Below are 23,844 nucleotides of genomic sequence, written 5' to 3' on the forward strand. Positions count from 1 at the left end.
GTCTACCAGACCTTCCCGGCCGCCGATCTCTGGTGGGGGACCACGAATCGCAGAAGGGCTTGCACAGTGACCGCCTTTCCTGGCAGTGCCGCAGCGCACGCCAGGCCGCTTCGTTGTCGGACCGCCGAACCAACCCGGGACCCTTTCCCGCCCGGGCGGGAAACGGTGAATGCGAAAAGCGCTGGCTCGCAGCCGGGTTTGATGCGTACAACCGCGAAGCAAGCGATCGGGCGACTGCGATGACCCGCCTGCTCGGACGCGTGTGGCTTCCAATCCTCATCGTGGTAGCAGCCGCGGTCGCCGCGGTCACCGTAATGAAAGCGCGTTCCATCTTCGGTTCGGATGCCATCATGGTGACTCCGAGGGGATCCTCCGACACCGCTGAGTCGTTCAACCCCAAGGTGGTGACCTACGAGGTGTTCGGCTCAGCCGGCACCGCCGTAATCAATTACCTCGACCTGGACGCTACGCCGCAGCGGGTCGTCGAAGCGACCCTGCCGTGGTCTTTGACGCTGCGCACTACAGCGCCCGCGGCCACTCCCAACATCCTTGCCCAAGGCGACGGTGACAGCATCAGCTGCAGGATCACTGTGAACGACCAGGTCAAAGACGAAAGGGTCGCCACTGGCGTCAATGCCGAGACCTTCTGCTTGGTGAAGTCAGCATGAGCGCACCCGCGATAGCGGCCCCGACCGACGCTCGTCCGCCCATCCGGGCGCGGATACCGCAGATGATCCGTCGGTTTGCCGTGCCCATCATAGTGGCCTGGATTGGACTCATCGCTGTCCTCAATACCGTTGTGCCCCAACTGGAAACGGTGGGGAAGATGCGGGCGGTGTCGATGAGCCCCAATGATGCACCGTCGATGATCGCGACCAAACGCGTCGGCAAGGTGTTCCAGGAGTTCACCACGAGTAGCTCAGTGATGATCGTGCTGGAGGGCGAGCGGCCGTTGGGTCCGGACGCACATCGCTTCTATGACCAAGTGGTTCGCGACCTCAGGGCCGACACCCAACACGTCCAACACGTCCAGGACTTCTGGGGGGATACGTTCACCGCTTCTGCTGCACAAAGCAGCGACGGCAAGGCCGCCTACGTCCAGGTCTACATCGCCGGCGATCAAGGAGAAGCCCTGGCCAACGAATCGGTGGAGGCTGTGCAACGGATCGCTACCCGCACAGCGGCGCCACCGGGGGTGAAGGCGTATGTGACGGGGCCCGCGGCAACGTCGGCGGATCAGAACACCGTCGGCGACAAGAGCATGCAGACGATTGAACTGGTCACGTTCGCCGTCATCATCGTGATGCTGCTTGTGGTCTACCGATCGATCGTCACGATGCTCATCGTGCTAGCGATGGTGGCCTTGGAGTTGGCCGGAGCCCGGGGAGTGGTGGCATTCCTGGGCTACCACAACGCGTTTGGCCTCACTACTTTCTCGACCAATATGGTGGTGACCCTGGCCATCGCCGCAGCCACTGATTACGCGATCTTTCTGATAGGTCGCTACCAGGAGGCGCGCAGGACCGGCGAAGACCGAGAATCGGCGTACTACACCATGTTCCACGGAACAGCACACGTCGTGCTGGCTTCGGGCCTGACCATCGCCGGCGCGACCTTCTGCCTACACTTCACCCGGCTCCCGTACTTCCAGACGATGGGTATCCCATTGTCGATCGGCATGGCGATCGTGGTCGCTGCGGCCCTCACCCTGGGACCCGCACTCATCGCGCTTGCCAGTCGCTTCGGTCAGGTGCTCGAACCCAAACGCATGACACGGTCCCGGGGATGGCGCCGCGTCGGCAGCGCAGCCGTCCGGTGGCCCGGCGCGATCCTGGTCGCGGCCGTCGTGGTGTCCCTGATCGGTCTGCTCACCCTGCCCGGCTACCACACCACCTACAACGACCGTATCTACCTACCCGATGACGTCGCCGCGAACGTCGGGTACGCGGCCGCTGACCGGCATTTCTCGAAAGCCAAGATGAACCCAGACCTGCTAATGGTCGAAAGTGATCACGATCTGCGAAACCCCGCCGATTTCCTGGTGATCGACAAGATCGCCAAAGCGCTGGTCCGGGTGCACGGAATCGCCCAAGTGCAAACCATTACGCGCCCCGAGGGCAGGCCGATTCAGCACACGTCGATCCCATTCACGATCAGCATGAACAGCACCGGCCAAGTCATGACGAACGACTACACGCAGACCACGTTGGCGAACACCCTCAAACAGGCCGACGACATGCAGGTCACCATCGACTCGATGGAAAAGATGCAAAGCATCACGCAGCAGATGGCCGAGGTCACCCACAGCATGGCCGCCAAGATGAGAAAAACAAGCGTGGACGTCGAGGCGTTGCGTGACCATATGGCCGATTTCGACGACTTCTTCCGTCCGATCCGCAGCTACTTCTATTGGGAAAGACACTGCTTCGATATCCCGGCCTGTTGGGCCTTGCGTTCAGTGTTCGACGCACTTGACGGCATCGACGTCATGAGCGAGGACATCCAGGACATCGTGCCGGATTTGGAGCGCCTCGACGCGTTGATGCCGCAGATGGTGGCCCTGATGCCGCCGATGATTCAGTCGATGAAAGACCAAAAGCAGATGATGCTGAACCAGTATCAGGCCCAGAAGGCCCAGCAAGACCAAACGATGGCCATGCAGGACAATGCCACGGCGATGGGCCATGCGTTCGATGCCGCCAAGAACGACGACTCGTTCTACCTGCCGCCGGAAGCATTCAATAACGCAGATTTCAAGCGTGGCATCAAGTTGTTCCTATCCCCGGACGGTCATGCGGTGCGGTTCACCATCTTTCACCAAGGCGATCCGCTGACCGAGCAAGGGACCTCTCGCGTCGCTCCACTCAAAACCGCAGCCGAAGACGCGATTAAGGGAACGCCGCTGGAGGGCTCCACCGTTTATTTCGGCGGCAGCGCTGCCTTGTACAAGGACATGCAGGAAGGTGCCAACTACGACTTGGTGATCGCCGCCGTCGCCGCGCTGATCCTGGTCTTCATCATCATGGTCGTCCTGACCCGGGCCATCGTGGCTGCCGCCGTCATTGTCGGCACCGTGGTTCTAAGCCTGGGTGCCTCCTTTGGGCTTGCGGTGCTGCTATGGCAGCACATCGTCGGGATCCCGCTGCACTGGATGGTCTTACCGATGTCAGTGATCGTCCTTTTGGCCGTCGGTGCGGACTACAACCTGCTGCTTGTCTCGCGAATGAAGGAAGAGATCCATGCGGGCCTGAACACCGGCATCATTCGCGCCATGGCCGGTACCGGCTTGGTCGTGACCTCCGCTGGATTGGTGTTCGCCTTCACCATGATGTCGATGGCGGTCAGCAACTTGATCGTGATCGGCCAAGTCGGCACGACAATCGGCTTAGGGCTGCTCTTCGACTCCCTCGTGGTGCGGTCGTTCATGACGCCATCCATCGCGACGCTGCTCGGGCGCTGGTTCTGGTGGCCCCAGCACGTCCGTCCCCGACCGCGACCACTGCCTTGGCCAGAGCCGGCGCGCCACGCAGCCCTGGAAAGCCAAAAGACAGAGCGCCTGCCAGCAGGGACGCATTAGCAGTTCGATTCAGGTCGGCAGACCCAACGATAGGAGGACCCGTGAACAAGATTGTTGAGCCGGCTTAGGTGTTGTTCTCTTCACTATGTCCGAACAGCTCATCGACGGCTTGTTCCGATCGGCCTTAGTCGGCGCACACGACGACTTTCAGCTTCCGTGGATCGATCCCGAGGTGTGGAACCAGATGTCCGCGAGCCAACAACGGCGTGCCGGGCGAGTTGTCGCCCGGTTCCGTTACGGCCGCAGCGTCGACGGGCAGATGCTGCTGGTGGAGCTGCCCGTCCAGCAGCATCGTCAACTGCCCGCTGATGCCGACATCACCGGTGCGCGACTGACCATCCGGCACACACCAGCAGGGCCGCGCGCCACTCTCAATGTCTCAGCCACTGTGCGCGATCCCGACACCCGGCGCACCGGGCCGGCGGTGGCAGTGCATCTGGGTTGGCGCCGCGGCGGCGACGGGATTATCGCGGCCACCTGGAGATCGACTCGGGCACTGAACATCCCGGCCGATCTTTGCGGTGTCGTGGTCGCCGAGACCACGCGGACCGGGCGACTCGTCGTGCCCGCGACACTCAACGATGCGTTCGCCCGTGCGGATCAAATCCGGGCCCAGCGCGGGCAAGCCACTCGCGCACTACAGCTATCCCTCGTGACCTGGCTGGCCGAACACGGGCCGATCGACGATCCGCGCACGCCCGGCGGAGTCCTCGATGCCGCGACCGTCGAACATTGGCGCGGCGCAGCGAAATTCCACGCATTGGCTCGCGCTTGGGAAATCGCCCCGCCGGCGGATGCCAAGTCGATCGCGGCTCTACTTCTACGCTGGCAGCGCCGCGATCTCACACTGCGGCGAGGCCCCGACCTCGGCCAGAGGCGTCACGCCGTCGCTTCCCGCGACGACCTCTACCGCCGGTTCGCCGCCATCCTCGCCACCCAGGCCAAAACCCTTGTGCTGGACGATTTGTTGCTGCCTGAACTCACCGCCGCATCCGTCCCGCGACCACGTGCAGCTCACAAAGGCATCGCCGCCGCGCGGACCCTGGCGGCACCCGGTCGGCTGCGTACGCTCGTGACCACCGCGGCGCTGCGCGAGGGCTGCGCCGTCAGGGAGGTCGGTCGCTTTGGGCTCTCCCGCATCCACGGGGACGGCTGCGGCTACGAGAACCCCGCTGATGCGCGGTACCAGTCCGCGACGGTGCACTGTGATGGCTGCGGCCAGGAATACGACCAAGATCATGCGGCCACTGCGTTGATGCTGCGCCGGGCCGGCGCTATCCGTCATGGAGCCAGGGCTTCGACCAGCATCGTCGGCCCGTAGTGGCGGGCCCCCCGAGGCGCTGGAGGCCGAGCTGTTCAACGAGGGCAGAGCAGTCGAGTGAATGATTCTCAAGGCCATACTTCGTCGCCGTGGGCAACCAGCTCGATTGCATCTATATCCAAGCCGCCTTCGTCCACGACAAACTCGCACTCACCGCTACAGAATTTGGCGTGGATGTAGGCAGCTAGGAGATCCGGGTCGATGGTGGACCTATAGATATTGCCCCGTGCGCGTTCGCCGTTAGAGAACACACGCTCGGTTTCCTGTTGGCTTGGGCTTGGGCTTGGGCCACATCTTTAAGTCGCCTGATCCCACCACCACACGACACGGCCGGTGGGCGTTTGAACGACTACGCCGCGCATTATGAATTAGCTCGAATTTCGCATATGCATCTATCTAAGCGGGCAGCTCAGCGATAATCGGCTCGGCTCGGTCCGCGTCAGAAGAAGCTCTGAACCGCAGCTAGCAAGTCGATCTCGAGATCGGTGGGGACGGGACTGGACATCAACGGTGACGGCGATCTTTAGTCAGTGGCGCCAGCCCCCCGACCACTATGACTGGCTCTCCGGTTACCTGGCGGCGCGTGGGTTCAGCGGTGCCACTCGGGCCCTGACCGCGTTTATCGCTGCGTCGATGGTGGTGTGTCTTGTCGTGTTGTTGGCTAGCACAGACGGCCCAACGGGAGCAGTCCCGATCACGATGACCTGGATTGCTGTCGGTGGTGGGTTGGCGGGGGTGTCGTTGTGGGCGTGGCGATGGCCCAGCCGCGCACAGTCGGTGGCCTTCGCGGTGACGTGTAATACCGCGGTCGGCTTGGCGTGTCTGGCACACCCCAACCCGCTCGCAGCGTTGATCGGATGTATCGCTTTTGCCACCTTTGGCGCCTACCTCGCGTTCTTCCACACGACCGGGCTCGTGCTATACAACTTCGCGGTGGCGGGCACTGTCGGTCTCATCGAGGCGGTGCGGCTCGCGGTATCCGGACACCCCGGCTTAGCTGGGGTCGATTTGTGGCTGGTGATCGAAGTCAACATCGCCCTGCCGTTGGCGATCCGAATCCTAGTCCGCGCCTTGGCGGGCGATTTGTTGCGTGCCGACCGCGACCCGCTGACCGGCCTGCTCAACAGACGTGCGTTTCGGCACAGAGCCCTCGGAATAATGCTGGCCCGCCGCGACGTCGATACCCATCTCGTGGTGATGACGATTGATCTCGACAACTTCAAGGCCCTCAACGACGCCTGGGGCCACCCCGCGGGCGATCGCGCGCTAGTCGAGGTGGCCCAGGCGCTGCGGGTCGCCGCGGACAGTGAGACGGTGGCAGCGCGAAGTGGCGGTGAGGAATTCCTCTTAACCGGTGTCTCATCGGCCTGTAACGCCGAGTCGTTGGCTACCCAAACGTGCCGGGCCATCGCAGCCCTAACGGCAGGAGTTACCGCCAGCATCGGCACCTCATGCGCACGTCTCGATGACACCACACCCCGCGCACACCAGCCGCTTCTCGAGGCCCTAATTGCCGCCTCGGATGCCGCAATGTATCGGGCTAAACGCCTGGGAGGCAACCAATGTCACCACCACGATCTGTGCAATCGACGGGTGGAATGACGGATGGAAGAGGTGGAGACGCCCTCACCGATGCCGTTCGTCACTTGGAAACTGACTTCCCGCTGCAGTACGAGCGACAATCGGGCAATCTAGAGTGCAGGTAAATATCCACTTGGGATAGCAGAGTCTTTCGACCAAGTTATCGAGTCATCGGCGTGCTCTGAATACGATCAAACCCGCAACTAGCGCTGTCCCTGTACGTCTACGGGCGCCGCTGGGGATCTTCACTCGCCTGCTGGCCGCCAAGTATCTTCAGGACAGTGCTGGCGTACCAGGTACGCCCGCCCTGGGCCCCATCGGGCGTGCACTCGCCACATAGCGAGCGCGGACCGCCTTTGCACCTTCGGCTGACCCTGCCGCGGCTCGCCGGTGCGGCGCGGGATTCGCGACGATCAGGCTGGGGGCCGATAGCCGGCAGCCGAATTCCGTAGTTGCCAGATCAGGTCCGGGCACAGGATGCCGGCCGCGTATGAGACGACGTAGTTGGCAGACGCTTCGTCGTTTGGCAAAACATCGCGTTTCACGTCGTTCATGACGTTGGCGTACATGACGCCGTTGGCGATCTTGCCGCAGATTCCGAACCCGTAGCCGATGGCGTCGTTGTTCACAAAGCTGAAATGGCGGCGCACGACGACGTTATACGTGTATTCGACTTCAGGCGCCGGGGCGGCAGCGGCTTGTGCAGCAACACTAACGCTTGTCCATCCCGCGGTGACGGCGATTGCCGCGATGGCAAATATCCGCTGCCGGATTCCACTCATCGTCTGAGGGTCTCACGTAGAGCCAGTGTGCTAACAGTCAGCGTCGCTACCAGTTTGCCGGTTGCGGTTTGTCACTGACCAGGGGATCAGGTGGGATATACCGCGATGGCTGCGTTGTTCGCGCCATCGCGGTATAAAGTTGCGGGACCCTAAGGATGTCGGCCTGCCTTGGAAAAATCCTCTGAAACAGTAGGGAGTGGACCTCGGGGTCGGGGTCAGCGGCGCAGTCGACCAGAACGATCAACCGGTAGTCGCGGTCAGCTGCTTCCCTGACGGTGGTCAGCAGGGCGCCGCTGGTGTGAGCGCCGGCGACAATCAACGTGGTGACGCCGTGGTTAGTCAGCTGTTCGTCTAGATTCGTGGTGGAGAAGCCTCCCAGACGCGTCGTGCGAACTTGGATGTCGTGCGGGCGCACGGCCAAAGCGGGATGGAGCTCCGCGTCCGGAGTTCCGTTCTGCAACTGTCGCGCTCGAACGAGGGCAGAGAACTGCTTGTTGGTCATCGGGGGAAACCTGTTGTCCGAAGGATCAAATGCCATACGCGCGTGGATGACGTGGCCGTCGTGCAGGCGGATGACGTCGATCGCCGTGTTGATCTTCGTGACGAAGGCGCTGTGATCGGGCACGGCAGCGAGGACGCCTGGCTGACACCCGAGTAGCAGCAACGCACATTCATTCGGCTCGAGACTTCCTGCGGGAATGGGCGAGCGGCCGCGTGCCGGAGCTGACGACGGGAGGCGGGTAGGCCCCCCTACGTCTTGTGGGGTTTCTTCGTTCACGGTTGATTCGTCAACCGGGCCGCTGCGGAGTCGGCGATTCAATCGGGTCAATCGGCGCAGCACCGCTTCATCGAGTACCCGGATTCGCCGAGCTAAATAGCTTCCACAGTTTTTGAAATCACGTGGGCTCACGTGCCTCCCGTCATGTCAAGACCGTTTGCGCGGCAGTGGGGGTGGATCGCAATTAGCAGCGAGCAACCGCATTTCAACGCACGACATTCCGAAGCGTGCCCGGCTGTAGCGACGGTCGTACAACATTGGCTAGTCGTGCACCGCGCGGGTGAAGACGACTGGTACCGAGACCGCGCCCCATACCAGGCCCTGCACGAATCGGGTGTCCTGGTTCGGCGCGACACTAAATTCGTCGAACGCGCGGAACACCTCCTCGATAGCCACGCGAAGCTCCAGACGGGCCAAATGCATACCAAGGCATTTGTGGATGCCGCTTCCGAAAGTTAGGTGGCGAATGTTGTTTCGATCGAACTGGGGCTGATCGGGCTCGGAGAACTCGGCGGGATCGCGATTCGCCGCCGGCAGTGCCAGTAACACCCGTTCGCCGGCCCTGAGCCGCTGGCCGGCCACCGTTGTGTCGGCCTGGACGGTACGCCCGGTCACGACGGGAGCGAACAGGCGCAGGGCCTCCTCCACGACTTGCGCGGACGGCGTCTGACGGGCTTGCGCCTGGACCTCCGGATTGGCCGCGAAATAGGCGAGGGTGGTGGACAGAGTCTTGTAGGTCGTATCGAACCCTGCACCGATCATGCTGAAGCCGATCGTGGCGATCACGTCGTCGGTGAGTTCCGGCATGTCGGGCTGCTTCTTGAGTAGATAGCTGATCAGGTCGTCACCGGGTGTCTCGCGTAGGGGGGCGACGATGACGTCTTGGACGAAGGTCAGCGCCGTACGCCACGCATCGATCGCGCCACTGATGTCCTGCCCGCCCTGGTCCACTATGTAGCGAACACCGTCTCGAATGACGTCCATGTTCTGCCGTTGCACGCCGATCACCTGCAGGATCATCTCCATCGGGATGGGCAGCGCGAACTCCGAAGCCAGGTCGACCGGAGACGTGAGCGTCGCCAGGGTATCGGCCGCCAACTTGCGCAGTGCCGGCTCGAAACCCGCAGTGCGACGCGGCGTGAACCAATCGCGCAGCAGGATGCGATACGTGCGGTGCTCGGGGTCTTCCAGCATCTGGGGAATCAGCGGGTTGCCGCCCGTCATGTCTGGGATGAGTGCCTCACCGGAGGTGAAGTCATTGGGTGCCGACGCGATGGCGTGAATCGGTTCGTAGCCTGTCGCGACCCAGAATCCACCATGGTGGTCGCTCCACTGCATGGGGTGCTCATCGCGCAAATCCCGATACACGTCGTGAATACGGCGGGCGATGGTCTGGTCGTGGTGGTCGAAGTCTACTGTGGGGCGCCGATCGGTAACCGGCTGAACCATGTTGGGGACTCCTTTTCGCGGAAGAAGACGCATCGGCGTGACCCAGCACACCACCGATCACTCTTTCTCACCGGGGCAGCGATGGGAAGGACGGTGTGTGGTGCTGTCACTACTCCGCTGCCGGCCCCGAGGACACCGGTGTGCGATGCCGTCGTTGTGCGTCCACATCTGTAACGGTGTTTTCGATCAACGAATCATGCCGGTGTACAGCGTGATCCGTGCCCGTCGCTTTGACTGGTTTCAGCGCTCGGGCGGTAGCAGCATTGACTGCCATGTTTGGGCAGGGCGATCTCGGGCGAGGTTAGATTGGGTATGGGGCATTCCATCCGGCCCGATGTAGTTACCGGTGGCCGGGTCGTACTGGGCCACGGCTATGGGCGGCGGTACGGGCGCCGCCGGCGTTGTTGCGTCCGGAGGCGTCGTGTGGGGCGGAGGCGGCACCTCCCCCGGACGAAGTTGCGGGACGCCTTGTCCCGACAGCGTCGCGTTCGGATCGCCCTTCCAGTTGTAGCCGTCGTTAAGTGGCACGTACTGCTCGTCGCTTTCACACATCTTCGCGGTGGGTGCCCGCTTACCCGACTTACCCACGCACGGTAGGTTGCGCGCTCCGCGCACATTAAACGGGGAGTCCTGAGGAACCCGGCAATACAGGTCGCCTGCGTGACGCTCTGGATAGTCCACGTCAGTCGGTGGCCGCTGTTGGCTCGCCGGTAGATAGCCGGTCTGACAAGGCGGTGGCACGTTGATGTTAAGGCCAAAGGTGACGAACGCGCCGCGGTAAGCAGTCGGGTTGTGCAGGTTGGGAACCAATAGGCTGTCGAGGATGCCGACCGCTTGGGGCACAAGGACAAGCAGTTGTTCGATGCCGGGATGATAAGTGACTGCGACGTCGGCAATGCTTACGAGATTGGCCATCAGGATGGGCAACGTCGGCTGTAGCCGCTCGAACAACTGCCTGCCCTCGTCCACGACGCCGGGTCCGTTTTGAAGTATACCTCGAACCGCAGCATCCTTCTGGTTGACCTGTGAACTGATGGCAGCCAGATGTGCGGCCCAGGCCTGAATGGAACCTGATGTCTCGCTTTGTGTATCCAATACTGGCTTGGCTTGGTCGATCAAGTTGGTGAGAGGTTCGAGGTTGGCGCGGGCGTCAATCGCCAGGGCTGTCGACCCCTTTATCAGCCGTCTCAAGTCTGGCCCGAGCCCGGTGAGGGCCGCGTCCCCCTCGTCAACGACGGTCTTGAGGTTCTCACGTGGGATCGCCTCGAGGCCGCGGTTCGTGTCGTCCAACAAGGTGCCGATGTCCGGTGGCACCGATGTTCTAGCCAGCGGGATCACATCGCCGTCTTTTAGTGCCGTTGTACCGGCATCGGCGCGGGGGATGAGATCGACGAACTGCTCTCCGACGGCCGAGCGGCTATGCACCCGCGCATCGACACTGGCCGGGATTTTGGAGTTGGAGTCAAGCGAAAGATCGGCCTCAATGCCCGTGTTGGTCATCCGCACGTCGGCGACTCGGCCCACTTCGAGCCCCCGATAGGTAACTTGACCCGACTTGTACAGGCCGCCTGTACTCGGCAGTTGGATGGTGACCGTGTACCTGCCGATGCCGAAAAGTAGGCTAGGCAACCCCATGTAGCCGAAGGCCATCACTAGTCCCGCGATGGTCGAGACTATCGCGAATACGAACAACTGGATCTTGAGCCGTCGAGTCAGTCGCATGTCAGCGGCCCTGATCTGCGATGTACGGGGCTGTGAGCGGGTTGCCAGCCGTATAGGGGCTGGGCATCTGTCCGATCGTGCGGCCCCACTGCATCTCGAGTTCGGTCAGGTTTCCTTCCCAGCGGGTTCCGGTGAAGAATCCCGCGTCGAGACGGCTCAGGGTCAGATCGAAGATGCCGGTGAGATTGACGTAGTCGCCGCGGAAGAAGTTGCCGATATTTTCTTTGACGAAGGGGAAGGTTGTAAGGAAACTCAGTGATCTGACCGCTGCCGGGCCCGCGTTGGCCACGGACTCCAGCACGGGTCCAATGGCATCAAGTTCCTTCACGAGGTTGTCCTTTGTCTGGTTGACCGTATCGGCGGTCAGAGCGCTGAACTTACCGAGTTCGTCGAGCGCGTCGGCCAGATGCTGTCGTTGGTCATTGAGCACTGAAAGTGCTTGCGGAATCGTCTTGAGTGCCTTATCAACAACGGGCTTCTGATTCACGATCTGCTCGAGCAGCCTGTTAAGGCTATCCGTCGCCGCGATGATGTCTTGAGTCTGGTCCTTGACCTTGTCGATGAAGATGTTGAGCTGTTCGATCAGACTCCTGACATCGGTTTCACGACCAGCGAACGCCGTGCTCAGCGACTTTGTGATGTCTTGAATTTGACCGATCCCACCGCCGTTGAGAAGCATGGACACCGTTGCAAGCGTCTGCTCAGTTGTCGGGTATGCCTTGCCCGCTGATAGCGGAATGAGTGATCCGGCGTGCAGCTTGCCCTGTCGTGCAGCATTTTTCGGCGGTGCCAGCTCAATGTGGAGTGATCCAAGCAGACTGGTTTGACCGATGGTCGCCGTGGCGTTGGCGGGTAGATCTACGTCACCGTTAATCGTCATCGTCAGCAGCGCGTTCCATCCCTGCCGTTCGATCTTCGTGACTGTTCCGACGTTGACGTCGCCGACACGGACTCTTGAGTTCTGCTGAATATTGCCGACATCTGGCATCTGTGCCTGGACGATGAAGGATCCCGGTCCGTGCCCTTGCGTACCGGGCAGCGGCAGGGAATTGGCGCCCCTCCATCCGCATCCAGACGTACCGACGAGGACGGTAGCCACTATCGCGCTGATGCGTGCGCCAGTGCCGGCGGTCATGATCCGGCCCCCGCCGGGACCATCAAGTCGTGCAGACTGCCAGTTGCCACCGGCGTTGCTTCGGAGGGCAGAGGGTGGGTATCCGCGGCGGGCGAAGGTGCCGCAATGCCTTGCGGCGGTTGGGCTGTTGTGACCTGCGAGGGCGCCGGTGGAACATAATCCGGGCGCAGCCAGTCTTCGCTGTACGTGATTTCATTGGGCCGCGCTCCGGCTCCGACAATGGGGTTCGCGCCAAAAGGAAGGAAGTTGTACTGCCGGTTCTTGATGATCGGAGCAAGGTACTGCACACATAGCTTCGAGGCCTGATCAGCGCCCAGGCGTGAGGCTGCTTGGATCGCTCCGCACAGGAACTGGATCGGATTCTGGAAGTTGTTCAACGAGAACGCGCCACGAAATCCGCCCTGTGCCACGGGATAGATATCGGCGAAGTTCGCGATTTCCGTCGGCGCGGTATGCAGCGTTTGCTTGATGTCATCGAGGCTTTGATTCAAGGCCACGCTGATCGAAGAGAGTTTGTCGCTGGCGAGGCCGATCGGTTCCCGATTCTCAGTGACGAAGCTCTGTACATCGGTGACCACATCGTTGATATCGCCTATTGCCTCGCCGACCTCGTCAGGTTGATTATCGAGGAGCGCGGTGGTAGCAGCCAAGTTCTGATTGAGCGCGCGCATGAGGTCTCGGCTATCTCGCAATGCCGATAGCAGGGTCGACAGATCCTTAACGGTGCCGAACACATCTCGGCTATGGTCGCCGAGCGCTGAAAAAGCTTGGGAGAGTTTGACGATCGTGCTGTGGATGTTGAGGCCCTCACCGCGCAGGTTGTCGGCCGCAGTGTTGACCAGCGATCCCAGCGGGCTGACGCCGCCTGGTTCTGTCGGTTGTAGCGACTTGACAAGTTTTTGCAGCTGCGTCCGCAGGTCGTCCCACTCGACGGGTACGGCGGTGCGCTCGCTCGGGATCACCGCGTCATTGGCCATGACCGGGCCCTTGGTGTAGGCCGGCACGAGCTGGACAGCGCGCGCGGAGATTAGGGAGGGCGAAAGGATTACTGCCTTGGCTTCGGCCGGGACTTTGTACTTGCCGTCGACCCAAAAGTTAATTTTGACCTGTTGGGGCTGAGCTTCGATCGTCTCGATCGCGCCGACTCGCACGCCGAGGATGCGCACATCGTCGCCGGCGTAGATACCCATGGCGTTCGCGAAGTAGCCGGTGATACGGGTGCGGTGGGCGACGTCCCAGGCACGTACCGTTGCCAGCGTGCCGCCGACGAGCGCCAACACGAGCCCGAGCGCCGCCGCTATTTGCCACTTACGCTTTGTCATTGGTGCCCTCCTGCCGGCGCGGGGCTGCCCGGTGGTGACGAGTCGGCCGGGCGCTGAAGCGGATCGTTGACGTACACCGGCGGTGTGGTTGGCGCCTGTCTGACGTCTGCGGGTGGTCCCGGTGGCGGGCCGCCTGGCGCGGGCGCTGGCAGCGGTTCGCGGTACGGGTAGCAACCGGGACCGGGTAACACCAATCCTATTGGACCACAAGGTAGGTCGCCCGGATTACCGGTGATGGCGTCAGGCAGATGCATGCTAGGTGGGCCGCCTTGGCCGGTGCGCGGGTACGGCATCGGAAGCCCCGGCGTCCCCGGTTGGCCCACTTGCGGATCCACCAGTTGTGACGGAGCAAGCACATTGGGGTCCAAGCCCAAGTCGGAGAAGGCAGCATCAATGAAGGGCTGGAGGAACTGCCCCGGCAAGATGTTGGACACATACCCTTTAAAAAAAGGTCCAGACGAAATCGATTCGCCCAGGGTCATCGAATAGGTGTTGAGACGCTTGATCGCGTCTTGTAACGACGCTTTGCGGTGCTCAAGGATCTTCAGTACACCGTTGAGTTTGTCCAGTGCGGGCTTGAACGTCTGCCGGTTTTCGGCGACGAAGTCATGCACCTGTCGGCTGACGGCCGAGATGTTTCCGGCGATAGTGTCAAGGGCATTGCTTTGCGAGCGCAGTGCTGCCAGTAGTGCGTTGGTGTCGCCAACGAGGTTGACGATTTGATCGCTGCGTTCCGACAACACCCGGGAGACCTTGCTGGCGTGCGACAGCAACGATCGCACCTGCTCGTCACGTTGGGCAATGGTGTCAGCGAACCGGGACGCGCCTTGCACCGCGGCTCGCACATCGGGTGGAGTTTCCGAAAACGTCTGAGCCAGGGTCGCTAGCGAGGCGGACAGCTCGTTTGTGTTGAGTCCGTTGACCGTTGTCGACAGGTCGCCCAGAGCGTCCGCGAGCTGGTAAGGCGACGTGGTCCGGCCTATCGGTATGGGGATCGACTGATGCCCGCCGCCGCGGGGCGTGACTTCGACGAATTTGGCGCCGAGAACGGTCTTTGTCTTGATCGCGGCTTCGGACCGATCGCCGACCTGGACATCGCCGTCGATATGGAATTTCACCAACACTTGGTCGCCATCGAGGTCGATGCTGGAGACTTTGCCCACGCGCAGGCCAGCGACCTCGACCGCCGAGTCGGGACGCAAGCCCGCGGCGTCGCCGAAATACGCTGAGTAATCGTGTGTCCCGTTGATGAAGGGCAACTTGTTGTAATTGAGCACACCCACTACCAGGGTGGCGGTGACCAGGGTTCCTATCACGCCGACCTTGATCGGGCCGCGTTCCGTCATCTCTCTCATGATTTTGGTGTGCACCGACCCGACGGCTGACCGATCAGCTTGATGTAGACCGGCTGACCGCCGTGCCCGTTCACCTTCAGGATTGCCTCGCAAATGTAGAACGCGAACCAGTCTCCATAAAGACCCTGGCGGCCCAGCATCTTGTAGGCGTCCGGAAGTGTGTTGATGAGATCGTCCAAATAGGCGGCATCATTGAGTACCAGCGTGGACGTTCGGTCGGTTTCATGGACGACCTTTTTGATCGGGGGCCGCGAGCGTTGGAGCAGTTGAGCCAATGAGTCCGACGCGGCATTGGTGTACGCGACCGAGTTGGTGATGTCTTGCTTGCGTCCGGCTAATGTCTGGGTGAGAGACGCGATGTTGTCGATCGCTTGGGCGAACTGCTTGTTGTTATCATCAAAAGACCCCAGGACGGTGTCGAGGTTATTGATGACGTGGCCGATCAAATCGTCTCGGTCGGCCAGAGTATTCGTCAATACGGCGGTCTGTGCCAGGAGTGACCCGATGGTGTCACCTTCTCCCTGGAATGCCAGGATCAGTTGTGACGACAGCGCATTGACTTGGTCAGGATCCAACGCCTGGAACAGCGGGCGAAACCCGCCGATCAGCGTGTCCAGATCGAGCGCTGGTGCGGTGCGCGACAACGGAATCGTCGCGCCGGGATTGAGTCTGTGGCCGCTGGCCGCACCGTCACCCTGCTCCAACTGCAGGTAACGATCGCCATACAGGTTGTCGTAACGGATGATCGCCCGACTGCTGCCGGTGAGCGCCACCGAGTCTTCAATCTTGAAGTCGACGCGCGCTGTCGCATCGGGTTGAATTTTGATGGTCTTTACTTTCCCGACTTCAACTCCGGCGATTCGCACGAAGCTGCCGCTCTTGAGTCCCCCCACATTCGTGAATACAGCACTGAAGCTCCGCTGCGGTTCGAAACGGAGCTGCGCGAAGACCGCAAGAAGCGCAATCAGTCCCAGCAGACACACGGAGGTGAAGATCGCCAGACGCCAAAGCGTGGCTATGAGAAGATCTTTCATCCTATGTCGTCTCCTAGCATCATGAGCGGTGTCTTCGCCGACGGGGTCATGGTGCTGGCGGCGTAGCGTCCACAGGGGGTACGGACTCCGAAGGCGCCGGCGCTCGCGGGGTCGGAATCACCTGTGCGGGGGCCGTGGGAACGAACGGCTCCGATCCTGGGGTCGGACCCGGATCCCGTAGCGCTCCGGGCGGCGGCGCTGGCGGCAGACCGGGGTACAGTGGTGTGCCGTTCGGCCCGTACTGCTGGGCACCGTAGGGCGGTGCGCCGGGGTAAGGAGGAATCGGTCCGGGTGCGGGACCGCCGTAGAGATTGCGCACACTCGGAGGTTCGGGTACTGCTCGCGTCACAGGGAAGTAGTTGGCCCAGCCGGGGAAGCCGATTCCCGGATTGATACGAATATCGTTGCCGGTGCCCCATCCGGTGTTGGTGACCAACATTCGCTGCGGGAATTGTTTGGTGGGGTCGGGAAGCGATCCGCAGCCGGGCTTTCCGCCCGGTCCCCCCTTGGCGCCCACGATCGGCAGGTTGTCAGGATAATGGTAGTTGTCTTGGCCCCAAGCCAATCCAGAGTCCAGCATGATTGAGTATCCGTTACCGCCTTCTGCAAGTGCGCCACCGTTGTCGATGAACCATTTCGCTCCCTCCAGAAGACACGTCAGTGACGGGTTGTACTTCAAGAGCAGCGAGGTGGTCGGTTCAAGAGCATTGAGCGTGTGAGTTAGGTTGGCCTTGCTCGGGCCCAAGAGGTTGACGCCGCTGTGCGCGAACCCGATAACATTGAGCAGCAAGGCATCTAATGTCTTCGCCTGATCGGTGATCGTCGTCGCGGTAGTCGTGGCAGCGTTGAGAATTGTCAAGATGTCTTGTGCCGCTGCGCCGTACGCGTCGTTGAATTCCTTGAACGCCTGCCAGTTGGCGCGCAACGTCTCACTGCGGGGATTGAGCGCTAACAGGACTTGGTTCGCGTCGCTGGCGGCGTCGCCAATCGCGCCACCCTGTCCGCGCAAGCCTTCGGCAAGTGCGGTGAGGATACCGTGAAGCTTGGTCGGGTCGACTTTGTCGAGCAAGGCAACAATATTTTCAAAGACCGAATTGACTTCGCTTGTCACGTTTTTCGACTGCAGGACCTGCCCGGCTGACAGCCGCTGCGGGGATGGATCGGTGGGATAGATCAGGTCCACATATTTTGCGCCGAAGGCAGTCGTCGCTTTGATCTGTGCGCCGACGTTGGCGGGGATGTATCGGATCATGTCGGGATCGATCTGCAGTTCCACTTGGACGGGGCTGGCGCCGATCTTCGCGACGCGACCGACCTCCAGACCGCGCATGCGCACCTTTCCGCCGGGTTCCATGATGAGCCCGGCGCGATCCGATCTCAGGGTCACATCCACATGGGGGCGAATCGCGCCACTGAACAGAGTTGCCGTCAGCAGGCATACGACGACGAGTGCGATAAACAGTGCCGCCGTACCCCAGGCGGGGTGCATCCACCACGCGCGTTCGCTGGGTCGTGTGTCGTTGTGGCGCATGCTCGGCTACGCAGACAGGTGGAAGTTGCCAGACTGCCCGTAGACGGACAGCGAGATAACCAGGGTCACGAGCACCACGACGATCAGTGAGGCACGCACGGCACGCCCTACGGCTTCGCCGACGCCAGCAGGTCCACCCGAGGCGTTGAATCCGTAGTAGGTGTGAATCACCATGACGGCTATGGCCATCGAGATGGCTTGCAAGAAGGACCACAAAAGGTCGAAGGGGTTGAGAAAGGTTGTGAAGTAGTGGTCGTAGACGCCAGTGGACTGCCCGTAAATGAAGGTCGTACCGACACGAGCTGCGACGAACGACATCAGCACCGCGACGCAGTAGAGCGGCACGACCACGACTATGCCGGCCAGCACGCGCGTCGAGGCCAGATAGGCGATAGCACGGACTCCCATGACCTCCAGTGCATCGATTTCCTCCGCGATACGCATCGCACCGAGCCTGGCGGTCGCGCCGGCCCCCACCGTGGCGGCCAACCCGATGCCGGTTACAAGCGGTCCGATGATGCGCACGTTGAGGTACGCCGAAGTGAAGCCGGTCAACGCCTCAACTCCGACGCCGGCCAGCGTGTTGTAACCCTGGACGGCGATGAGGGCACCGGCCGACAGGGTCAGGAAGGCGACGATCACGATCGTGCCACCCACGACGGCTAGCGCCCCCGTCCCTAGGCTCATAGTGGCGATCTGGGTGGCGATTTCAGTGCGGTAGTGCATGACCGCGTTCCCGATGGAGACAATGGTCCTACCGTAGAACTGAGTCTGTTCGCCGATGCGGTTCCAGCCAGCGATGAACCCCATCGCGGCCTTCCGCATTCGAGGCGTGCGTGTGCTCGGGATGCTCACGGTCAGATCGTCGCCTTGACACCCACGGCGGTGACGATCACGTTGATGACGAACAGCGCCATGAACGAGAAGATCACCGTCTCATTGACCGCGGTGCCGACACCGGCGGGACCACCGCCCACAGAAATACCTTTGTAGCAGCCGATGAGCGCCGCGACGAGGCCGAACAGTCCCGCTTTTGTCAATGAGATAACTACCTCGGGCAGCCCGGTGAACAGGGTCATGCCGGCGACGAATGCCCCAGGGGTGACGTGTTGGACGAAGACTGAGAAGAAGAACCCGCCGACGATGCCAACGACCGAGACCACCGAATTGAGCAGCAGCGCAACCATAACGGTGGCGAGCACACGCGGTACGACGAGCGCCTGGAGCGGGTTGATGCCCATTACGCGCATAGCGTCGAGTTCCTCGCGGATTGTGCGTGCGCCGAGATCGGCGCACATGGCGGTGGCCGCGGCGCCCGCGACGACGAGAACCGTTACAAGCGGGCCGATCTGGGTGACTGCTCCAAAGGCTGCCCCGCTCCCCGCGTAGTCGGCTGCGCCGAACTCGACAAGCAGAATGTTGAAGATGAAGACTGAGAGAACCGTGAACGGGATCGACAGCATGATTGTTGGAAAGATGGATACGCGGGCCACGAACCACATCTGAAAGATAAATTCACGCCACGCATAGGGCGGGCGCGGAGCGAGCATCAGCGTGTCGACGGCGGTAGCAAAAAACCCGCCGACCGACCGCATGGGCTTAGCAAGCGCGTCAATGGTGGCCAAGGACTGCTCCTTTCGGTCGAGAGTCATGCCATCTCGTTCGGTCGAGAACATTCGGTCGTGACAAAGGTCGGCCAACGTTCCGCCGGCTGAGTCCAGCACGGCCAGCAGATCGCCCTCAACACTTGTGATTTCAGATAGTGAGTAGCGGCAGGAAAACCCTAGGGTCTCCATGGACGGACAGCGTGGTTTCCACCATCTGAACTTTCCCTCATTGACCAGATGCCAACGGAAACCACAGGTTCAAAGGGTGCAAAGCAAAGTTGACACGATCGGCGCGCGACGCCACATTGACCGCGGCTGGCGAGCGCATGGGTGAGCGCACGGCCCTCGTCCGCATCGCCGATCCCGCCGCGGAGGGCTCCGACGACATAGCTTCGTCGAAAGTCCCTCAACAACCGCGCAGAAGGTTTAAGTATTTCAGCCGAGGCCGCGCCGGCGCGCCCCGGTCAGCTCTCGATCGTGCCGCGGCCATCGAACACGAACCGCCCGGCGATTCGGAGGTCACAGATGCGGCAGCCGACGATACCGGTGGCTACGACGCGGAGGCGGACAACGAGACCCAGATCGGAGTCGGCGAGACGGCTGCCAGGACGACCCGCACGCTCGGTCTGCGGATGGCACTGGTGTCCGTGCTGATCATGATCGCAGTGATCGCAGTGATCGCGGCGGTAGGCGGCTGGTTGGGGTTCCAGGCATACGAGAGTTGGCAGACCCAAAGGCAACACGTGAGATTGCTTGATGCTGGCAAGGATGCAGCGGTCAAGCTGACGACGATCAGCTACGCTGATGCTGACGCCGATGTGCAGCGAATCTTGGATTCGGCGACAGGTCGGTTCTCTGATGACTTCCGGACACGATCACAACCGTTCGTCGCCATGGTCAAGCAGATTCGGTCCACGACGGTGGGCACTATCGCGCAGGCGGGGATTGAATCTGTCGACAACGACAAAGCCCGGATCTTGGTAGCGGTGACGGTAAAGACGACGCTGGCCGCCGGCGGCGAACAGCCAGTGCGCGTTTGGCGGATGCGTATCGACGTGCAGAAGATCGGTAACGAGACGAAGGTGTCGAATGTCGAGTTCGTAGCGTGATCGCGACGTCAGCCGTAGGGGCAGAGCAAAAAATGCCAGCGAACACAAGTACTGAAGCTGTCGAGGATGAGACGCCATCTCCGGAGCTCGCACACGGCGATGATGGCGAGGTCGTCGGCGGCAGCGGTTCCCCGTCGGCTGACGGACCAGCGAGCACAACCGATAACCGCCGACGCGGGCTCCGAGCCAATGCGGCGCGGGCAGTGGTCTTCGGGCTTCTTCCGGCCATTGCGCTGCTGCTGGCGTGCGGGGTCGGATGGCTTAAATGGTGGGAGAGCGCAAATCGCGCGGCCTGGGCGGCCTCCGCCGAGTCGGTCAAAGCTGCCACCGATAGCACAATTGCGATGCTCTCGTATCAGCCCGACACGGTGGACAAGGAGCTTGTTAGCGCCCGTGATCGGTTGACCGGCACTATCCGTGATTCGTATTCGTCGCTGATCAACGATGTGGTGATCCCCGGCGCGAAGCAAAAACACATCTCGGCAGTCACCACAGTTCCGGGTGCGGCAGCGGTGTCGGCGACCGAAAGCCACGCCGTGGTGCTGGTGATGGTGAACCAGACGACCGCCGTCGGTACCGATCCGCCGACTCAGACCGCTACCTGCATCAAGGTGACCTTGGAGAAGGTCCAGGGCCGCTGGCTGATCTCCGACTTCAGCCCCATCTAAGTCTGCAATAGGACGACGACCTTGAAGGTGTATGTGCACTCGATCCGACTGGCGTGGTCGGTGATGCTTGCGCTGGTTGCACCCACCGTCATTGCGACACCAGCACACGCAGACAACAACCGGCTCAACCTGAGCGTGGTCAAGATGGTCTACATCGTCCAGCACCAAGCCGGGTGCACCAATAATGTGCGGATCGATCCACGCTTGCAGCTCGCTGCGCAGTGGCATTCCGTAGACCTGCGCGATAACCGGGCGCTGGATGCCGATATCGGCTCGGACGGATCGTCACCGCAGGACCGCGCAATCGCTGCCGGTTACCACGGCCAGGTCCAAGAGACGGTGGCGATCAATCCGGCGCTGTCCATCACCAGTCTTGAGGTTATCAACCAATGGTATTACGACCCTGAACAATTCGCGATCATGCGGAACTGTGCCAACACCGAAGTCGGGGTGTGGTCGGAGAACAGCCTCGATAGAACGGTCTTAGTGGCAGTGTATGGCCACCCCGTCTGACGCGGGCGGCTTGGGCAAACGTTCGGCTTCTTATTCGCTGATTGCATCGACGCCCATGCGGGGGAGTCTTGCGCCGACGATGTCAACCCATGCCTGAAATGGCTTTCCGGCCACAATGATCGGTAGTTCGTCGAGCCGTCCGAGGAATTCGTCGCGCCCGCGCACCAACGCCTGAACGACCTCTGCGGCCACCTGCGCTACGAATGCGCCCGTGTCGTCCACCGTGTCGAAGCTCCCGGTTGCCGTGAAGGCACCGTATCCGTGTGCGATCGCGCCAGCAGTGATTACTAGACTCGTCGCGTCGTGATCAGTGATGCCAGGTATCTCATAGGTCGGGACGACGAAGGACTCGACGACCGGACGCATGGCCTCTGCCATCTGGGGATTCGATCCGATGAGAATCCTTCCACTGAAGACAACATCGAAGAGGGCCGGGTGCCGCGCGGCAAACATAACGTAACCACTCACCGAACGAGCCAGCCGCTCGACGGGGTCCGGGCATATCGTGCTGCTCACCGCAACGTGTTCGGCTAGCATTTCGACACACCGAATGGCTATCGCGGCTAGGAGGTCCGTTCGGTCCGTGAAATGTCGATATGGTGCAGCGGTGCTGACGTTCAGTCTGCGACATGCTTCGGCGATGGAAAAGGATGCAAATCCCTCCCGGTCGATGAGTTCGACTGCAACGTCGACTAGCTCCCGACTCAGGTCGCCATGATGGTAGCCGCAGTTCATGGTGTCCAGCGCAAGGTGGTGTTCATCATGCGATTTTAGTGCGAATTATTCCGCAGGACAACGATTCTGGCCGATTCAGTGACCTCGGATACATGCCTACTTAGAGCGGTGAGACACGACGCTGCTTGGCGAGCACGGGTATCCTGTTGCACTGGTAGGAATTACACCCTCGCCTTGAGCCGTCAATGTCGGCGATGTTAGCGCAACGTTCGACCCTGCAATGCTGGGCGCTCAAGAGGTCAGGCTTAACCCCGGACATTAGACACTTCTGGCTCTGCCACAGAGCTTGCCCAGGCTGATTCGCGCCAGCCACCGCGGGCTCTTGACGCGTCCGACGAGGCTCTGGCCCGGTGCGTGTTAGCCCTGGTGCTAGCAACTTGCTGCCTCTTGTACCCCGATTCACGTGCTGCCTACAGTGCCAAGGCAATGTTAGAAACACTCACTCGGCCTTGAGTTTCGGGAGGTACAGTGGCGTACACCGACAAGCCGCTGGTTCGATCGCTGCAGCGTGGGTTGCGAATTATCAACGTCGTCGCCGAAAGCGGGCCGCTTCGTGCTAAACCCGTCGCGCGCTGCGTGGGTCTCCCGTTGCCCACGGCCTACCATTTGCTCCGGACCCTGGTCCACGATGGCTACCTCGCCCGGCTTGACGACGGTTCCTATGTGCTCGGAGGTCGTTTGGACTGGACGGCGCTTCCGATGTCCAACGTGGAGGGGCAGTCCCTGTTCGCCGCTGCGAGCGGAGATTGAGGCGATGGACGCGTCGATGGGGCCCACGCTGATTCAAAGTCTTCAGCGAGGCATGAGGTTCATTGAAACCATCGCAGAGCGTGGTCCGCTCACTGCGAAGTCGATCAGCGATTCAACGGGAATCGTGCTCCCCACCGCTTATCATCTGCTGCGCACTCTGATTCATGAGGGCTATCTGTGTCGCTCGGAGGCCGGATGCTACGCGTTGGGTCCCCAGTTCATGTCTGTCGCGCAACTCGAGGGCCGCGCTCGCGACTACCGTCTGGTTCGAGAGGCGATGGCACAGCTGTCGGGCGCGACCCGGTCCCACGTCCTGATCGGGCGTCTGAACCACGGCGAAGTCAAGGTATGGAGCGTCATCGAGCATCCTTGTGCCCCGCGCATCGAGTGCTGGCCAGGAATGAGGCTGCCGGGTCACGCTACTGCGATCGGGAAGAGCATTTTGTCTAGAATGCCGGACGCTGAACGCGACGACTATTTCCGGCGGAACCCTCTGAACGCCTGCACGTCTCACACTGTAACGAACCTATCTCGTTTGGAGGGCGGGTGGGCAGACGGCCTCTTGTCAACCAGCGAGCAGGAATTCTGCTATGGGGTCGCCTGTGCGGCCACGCCGATGGTCGACGTCGATTGGCTGGCGTCGGTGGGCATCTCGTATGCAGCGAATCGGTCCCGACGCGCGCGGGCCGAGCTCGATGAGCATCTGTTGCGAGCCGCGGCGGTGATTTCAAACCTGTTGTGCCATAGCCAAGTTAATCAGCAGTTCGTCGCCTAGCGGGCTTGGTGGTGGTGTCGTCGATACCCTCGTCGGCCCTTCTCGATTTTGAGACCGAAATGTATAACTAACGCTGTCGACCGTTGATCATCCATGAGGT

The 23,844-nt window shown here is 61.4% G+C and carries 20 protein-coding genes and 1 pseudogene; 9 read left to right on the forward strand and 12 right to left on the reverse strand.

Annotation, left to right across the window (positions count from 1 at the left end; all coding sequences use genetic code 11):
• The first annotated feature begins 239 nt into the window (after window positions 1-239).
• From SKC41_RS27825 to SKC41_RS27840, 4 genes are all read left to right on the forward strand, one after another.
• Window positions 240-668, forward strand: coding sequence for an MmpS family transport accessory protein (locus SKC41_RS27825; protein ID WP_330980924.1), 429 nt, complete (start codon window positions 240-242; stop codon window positions 666-668).
• Window positions 665-3,577 carry an MMPL/RND family transporter gene (locus SKC41_RS27830; protein WP_330980925.1) on the forward strand — a complete coding sequence of 971 codons (2,913 nt, stop codon included), beginning with the start codon at window positions 665-667 and terminating at the stop codon, window positions 3,575-3,577. The genes SKC41_RS27825 and SKC41_RS27830 overlap by 4 nt, the downstream gene beginning before the upstream one ends.
• Before the next feature lie 85 nt (window positions 3,578-3,662).
• Window positions 3,663-4,898, forward strand: coding sequence for a hypothetical protein (locus tag SKC41_RS27835; protein WP_330980926.1), 1,236 nt, complete (start codon window positions 3,663-3,665; stop codon window positions 4,896-4,898).
• A 510-nt stretch (window positions 4,899-5,408) separates the two neighbouring features.
• Window positions 5,409-6,500, forward strand: a complete 1,092-nt coding sequence (locus tag SKC41_RS27840; RefSeq protein WP_330980927.1) for a GGDEF domain-containing protein — start codon at window positions 5,409-5,411, stop codon at window positions 6,498-6,500.
• Window positions 6,501-6,892: 392 nt separating this feature from the next.
• Here the strand turns inward: SKC41_RS27840 and SKC41_RS27845 are convergent, their stop codons facing one another.
• The 11 genes from SKC41_RS27845 to SKC41_RS27895 form a co-directional block, all read right to left on the reverse strand.
• Window positions 6,893-7,261: a DUF732 domain-containing protein gene (locus SKC41_RS27845; protein WP_330980928.1), complete on the reverse strand. Its 369-nt coding sequence runs from the start codon at window positions 7,259-7,261 to the stop codon at window positions 6,893-6,895.
• 46 nt (window positions 7,262-7,307) lie between these two features.
• On the reverse strand, window positions 7,308-8,171 hold the full coding sequence (locus tag SKC41_RS27850; protein ID WP_330980929.1) for a cysteine hydrolase: 864 nt from the start codon (window positions 8,169-8,171) through the stop codon (window positions 7,308-7,310).
• 129 nt (window positions 8,172-8,300) lie between these two features.
• Window positions 8,301-9,488 (reverse strand): cytochrome P450, encoded by a 1,188-nt coding sequence (locus SKC41_RS27855; protein ID WP_330980930.1) that lies wholly within the window; start codon window positions 9,486-9,488, stop codon window positions 8,301-8,303.
• Window positions 9,489-9,728: 240 nt separating this feature from the next.
• Window positions 9,729-11,210 (reverse strand): MlaD family protein, encoded by a 1,482-nt coding sequence (locus SKC41_RS27860; protein WP_330980931.1) that lies wholly within the window; start codon window positions 11,208-11,210, stop codon window positions 9,729-9,731.
• A 1-nt stretch (window position 11,211) separates the two neighbouring features.
• On the reverse strand, window positions 11,212-12,345 hold the full coding sequence (locus tag SKC41_RS27865) for a virulence factor Mce family protein (RefSeq protein ID WP_330980932.1): 1,134 nt from the start codon (window positions 12,343-12,345) through the stop codon (window positions 11,212-11,214).
• Complete coding sequence (locus SKC41_RS27870; RefSeq protein WP_330980933.1) at window positions 12,342-13,667, reverse strand: MCE family protein; 1,326 nt, start codon at window positions 13,665-13,667, stop codon at window positions 12,342-12,344. The genes SKC41_RS27865 and SKC41_RS27870 overlap by 4 nt, the downstream gene beginning before the upstream one ends.
• Window positions 13,664-15,022: an MCE family protein gene (locus SKC41_RS27875; RefSeq protein WP_330980934.1), complete on the reverse strand. Its 1,359-nt coding sequence runs from the start codon at window positions 15,020-15,022 to the stop codon at window positions 13,664-13,666. The genes SKC41_RS27870 and SKC41_RS27875 overlap by 4 nt, the downstream gene beginning before the upstream one ends.
• Window positions 15,019-16,056: an MCE family protein gene (locus SKC41_RS27880; protein WP_330980935.1), complete on the reverse strand. Its 1,038-nt coding sequence runs from the start codon at window positions 16,054-16,056 to the stop codon at window positions 15,019-15,021. The genes SKC41_RS27875 and SKC41_RS27880 overlap by 4 nt, the downstream gene beginning before the upstream one ends.
• Before the next feature lie 46 nt (window positions 16,057-16,102).
• A complete protein-coding gene (locus SKC41_RS27885; RefSeq protein WP_442931839.1) occupies window positions 16,103-17,587 on the reverse strand; it encodes an MCE family protein in 1,485 nt (494 codons plus the stop codon).
• A 6-nt stretch (window positions 17,588-17,593) separates the two neighbouring features.
• Window positions 17,594-18,448 (reverse strand): ABC transporter permease, encoded by an 855-nt coding sequence (locus SKC41_RS27890; protein ID WP_330981074.1) that lies wholly within the window; start codon window positions 18,446-18,448, stop codon window positions 17,594-17,596.
• Entirely contained in the window at window positions 18,445-19,239 is a 795-nt protein-coding gene (locus tag SKC41_RS27895) for an MlaE family ABC transporter permease (protein ID WP_330981075.1), read from the reverse strand. The genes SKC41_RS27890 and SKC41_RS27895 overlap by 4 nt, the downstream gene beginning before the upstream one ends.
• Window positions 19,240-19,835: 596 nt before the next feature.
• Between SKC41_RS27895 and SKC41_RS27900 the strand changes: the two genes are divergently transcribed.
• The 3 genes and pseudogenes from SKC41_RS27900 to SKC41_RS27910 all read left to right on the forward strand — a co-directional run.
• Complete coding sequence (locus tag SKC41_RS27900; protein WP_330980936.1) at window positions 19,836-20,303, forward strand: mammalian cell entry protein; 468 nt, start codon at window positions 19,836-19,838, stop codon at window positions 20,301-20,303.
• Window positions 20,300-20,971, forward strand: coding sequence for a hypothetical protein (locus SKC41_RS27905; RefSeq protein WP_330980937.1), 672 nt, complete (start codon window positions 20,300-20,302; stop codon window positions 20,969-20,971). The genes SKC41_RS27900 and SKC41_RS27905 overlap by 4 nt, the downstream gene beginning before the upstream one ends.
• 63 nt (window positions 20,972-21,034) lie before the next feature.
• A pseudogene (locus SKC41_RS27910) lies at window positions 21,035-21,478 on the forward strand (CAP domain-containing protein); the annotation flags it as partial.
• A 36-nt stretch (window positions 21,479-21,514) separates the two neighbouring features.
• Here the strand turns inward: SKC41_RS27910 and SKC41_RS27915 are convergent.
• Window positions 21,515-22,219 carry a TetR/AcrR family transcriptional regulator gene (locus tag SKC41_RS27915; protein ID WP_330980938.1) on the reverse strand — a complete coding sequence of 235 codons (705 nt, stop codon included), beginning with the start codon at window positions 22,217-22,219 and terminating at the stop codon, window positions 21,515-21,517.
• Window positions 22,220-22,687: 468 nt separating this feature from the next.
• Here SKC41_RS27915 and SKC41_RS27920 point away from each other — a divergent pair, with 468 nt between their 5' ends.
• Window positions 22,688-22,969 carry a helix-turn-helix domain-containing protein gene (locus SKC41_RS27920; RefSeq protein WP_330980939.1) on the forward strand — a complete coding sequence of 94 codons (282 nt, stop codon included), beginning with the start codon at window positions 22,688-22,690 and terminating at the stop codon, window positions 22,967-22,969.
• A 4-nt stretch (window positions 22,970-22,973) separates the two neighbouring features.
• A complete protein-coding gene (locus SKC41_RS27925) occupies window positions 22,974-23,744 on the forward strand; it encodes an IclR family transcriptional regulator (RefSeq protein WP_330980940.1) in 771 nt (256 codons plus the stop codon).
• Window positions 23,745-23,844 lie beyond the last annotated feature (100 nt).

This window comes from Mycobacterium sp. 050128, assembly GCF_036409155.1.
In the GTDB taxonomy this organism is placed as follows: Bacteria; Actinomycetota; Actinomycetes; order Mycobacteriales; family Mycobacteriaceae; genus Mycobacterium.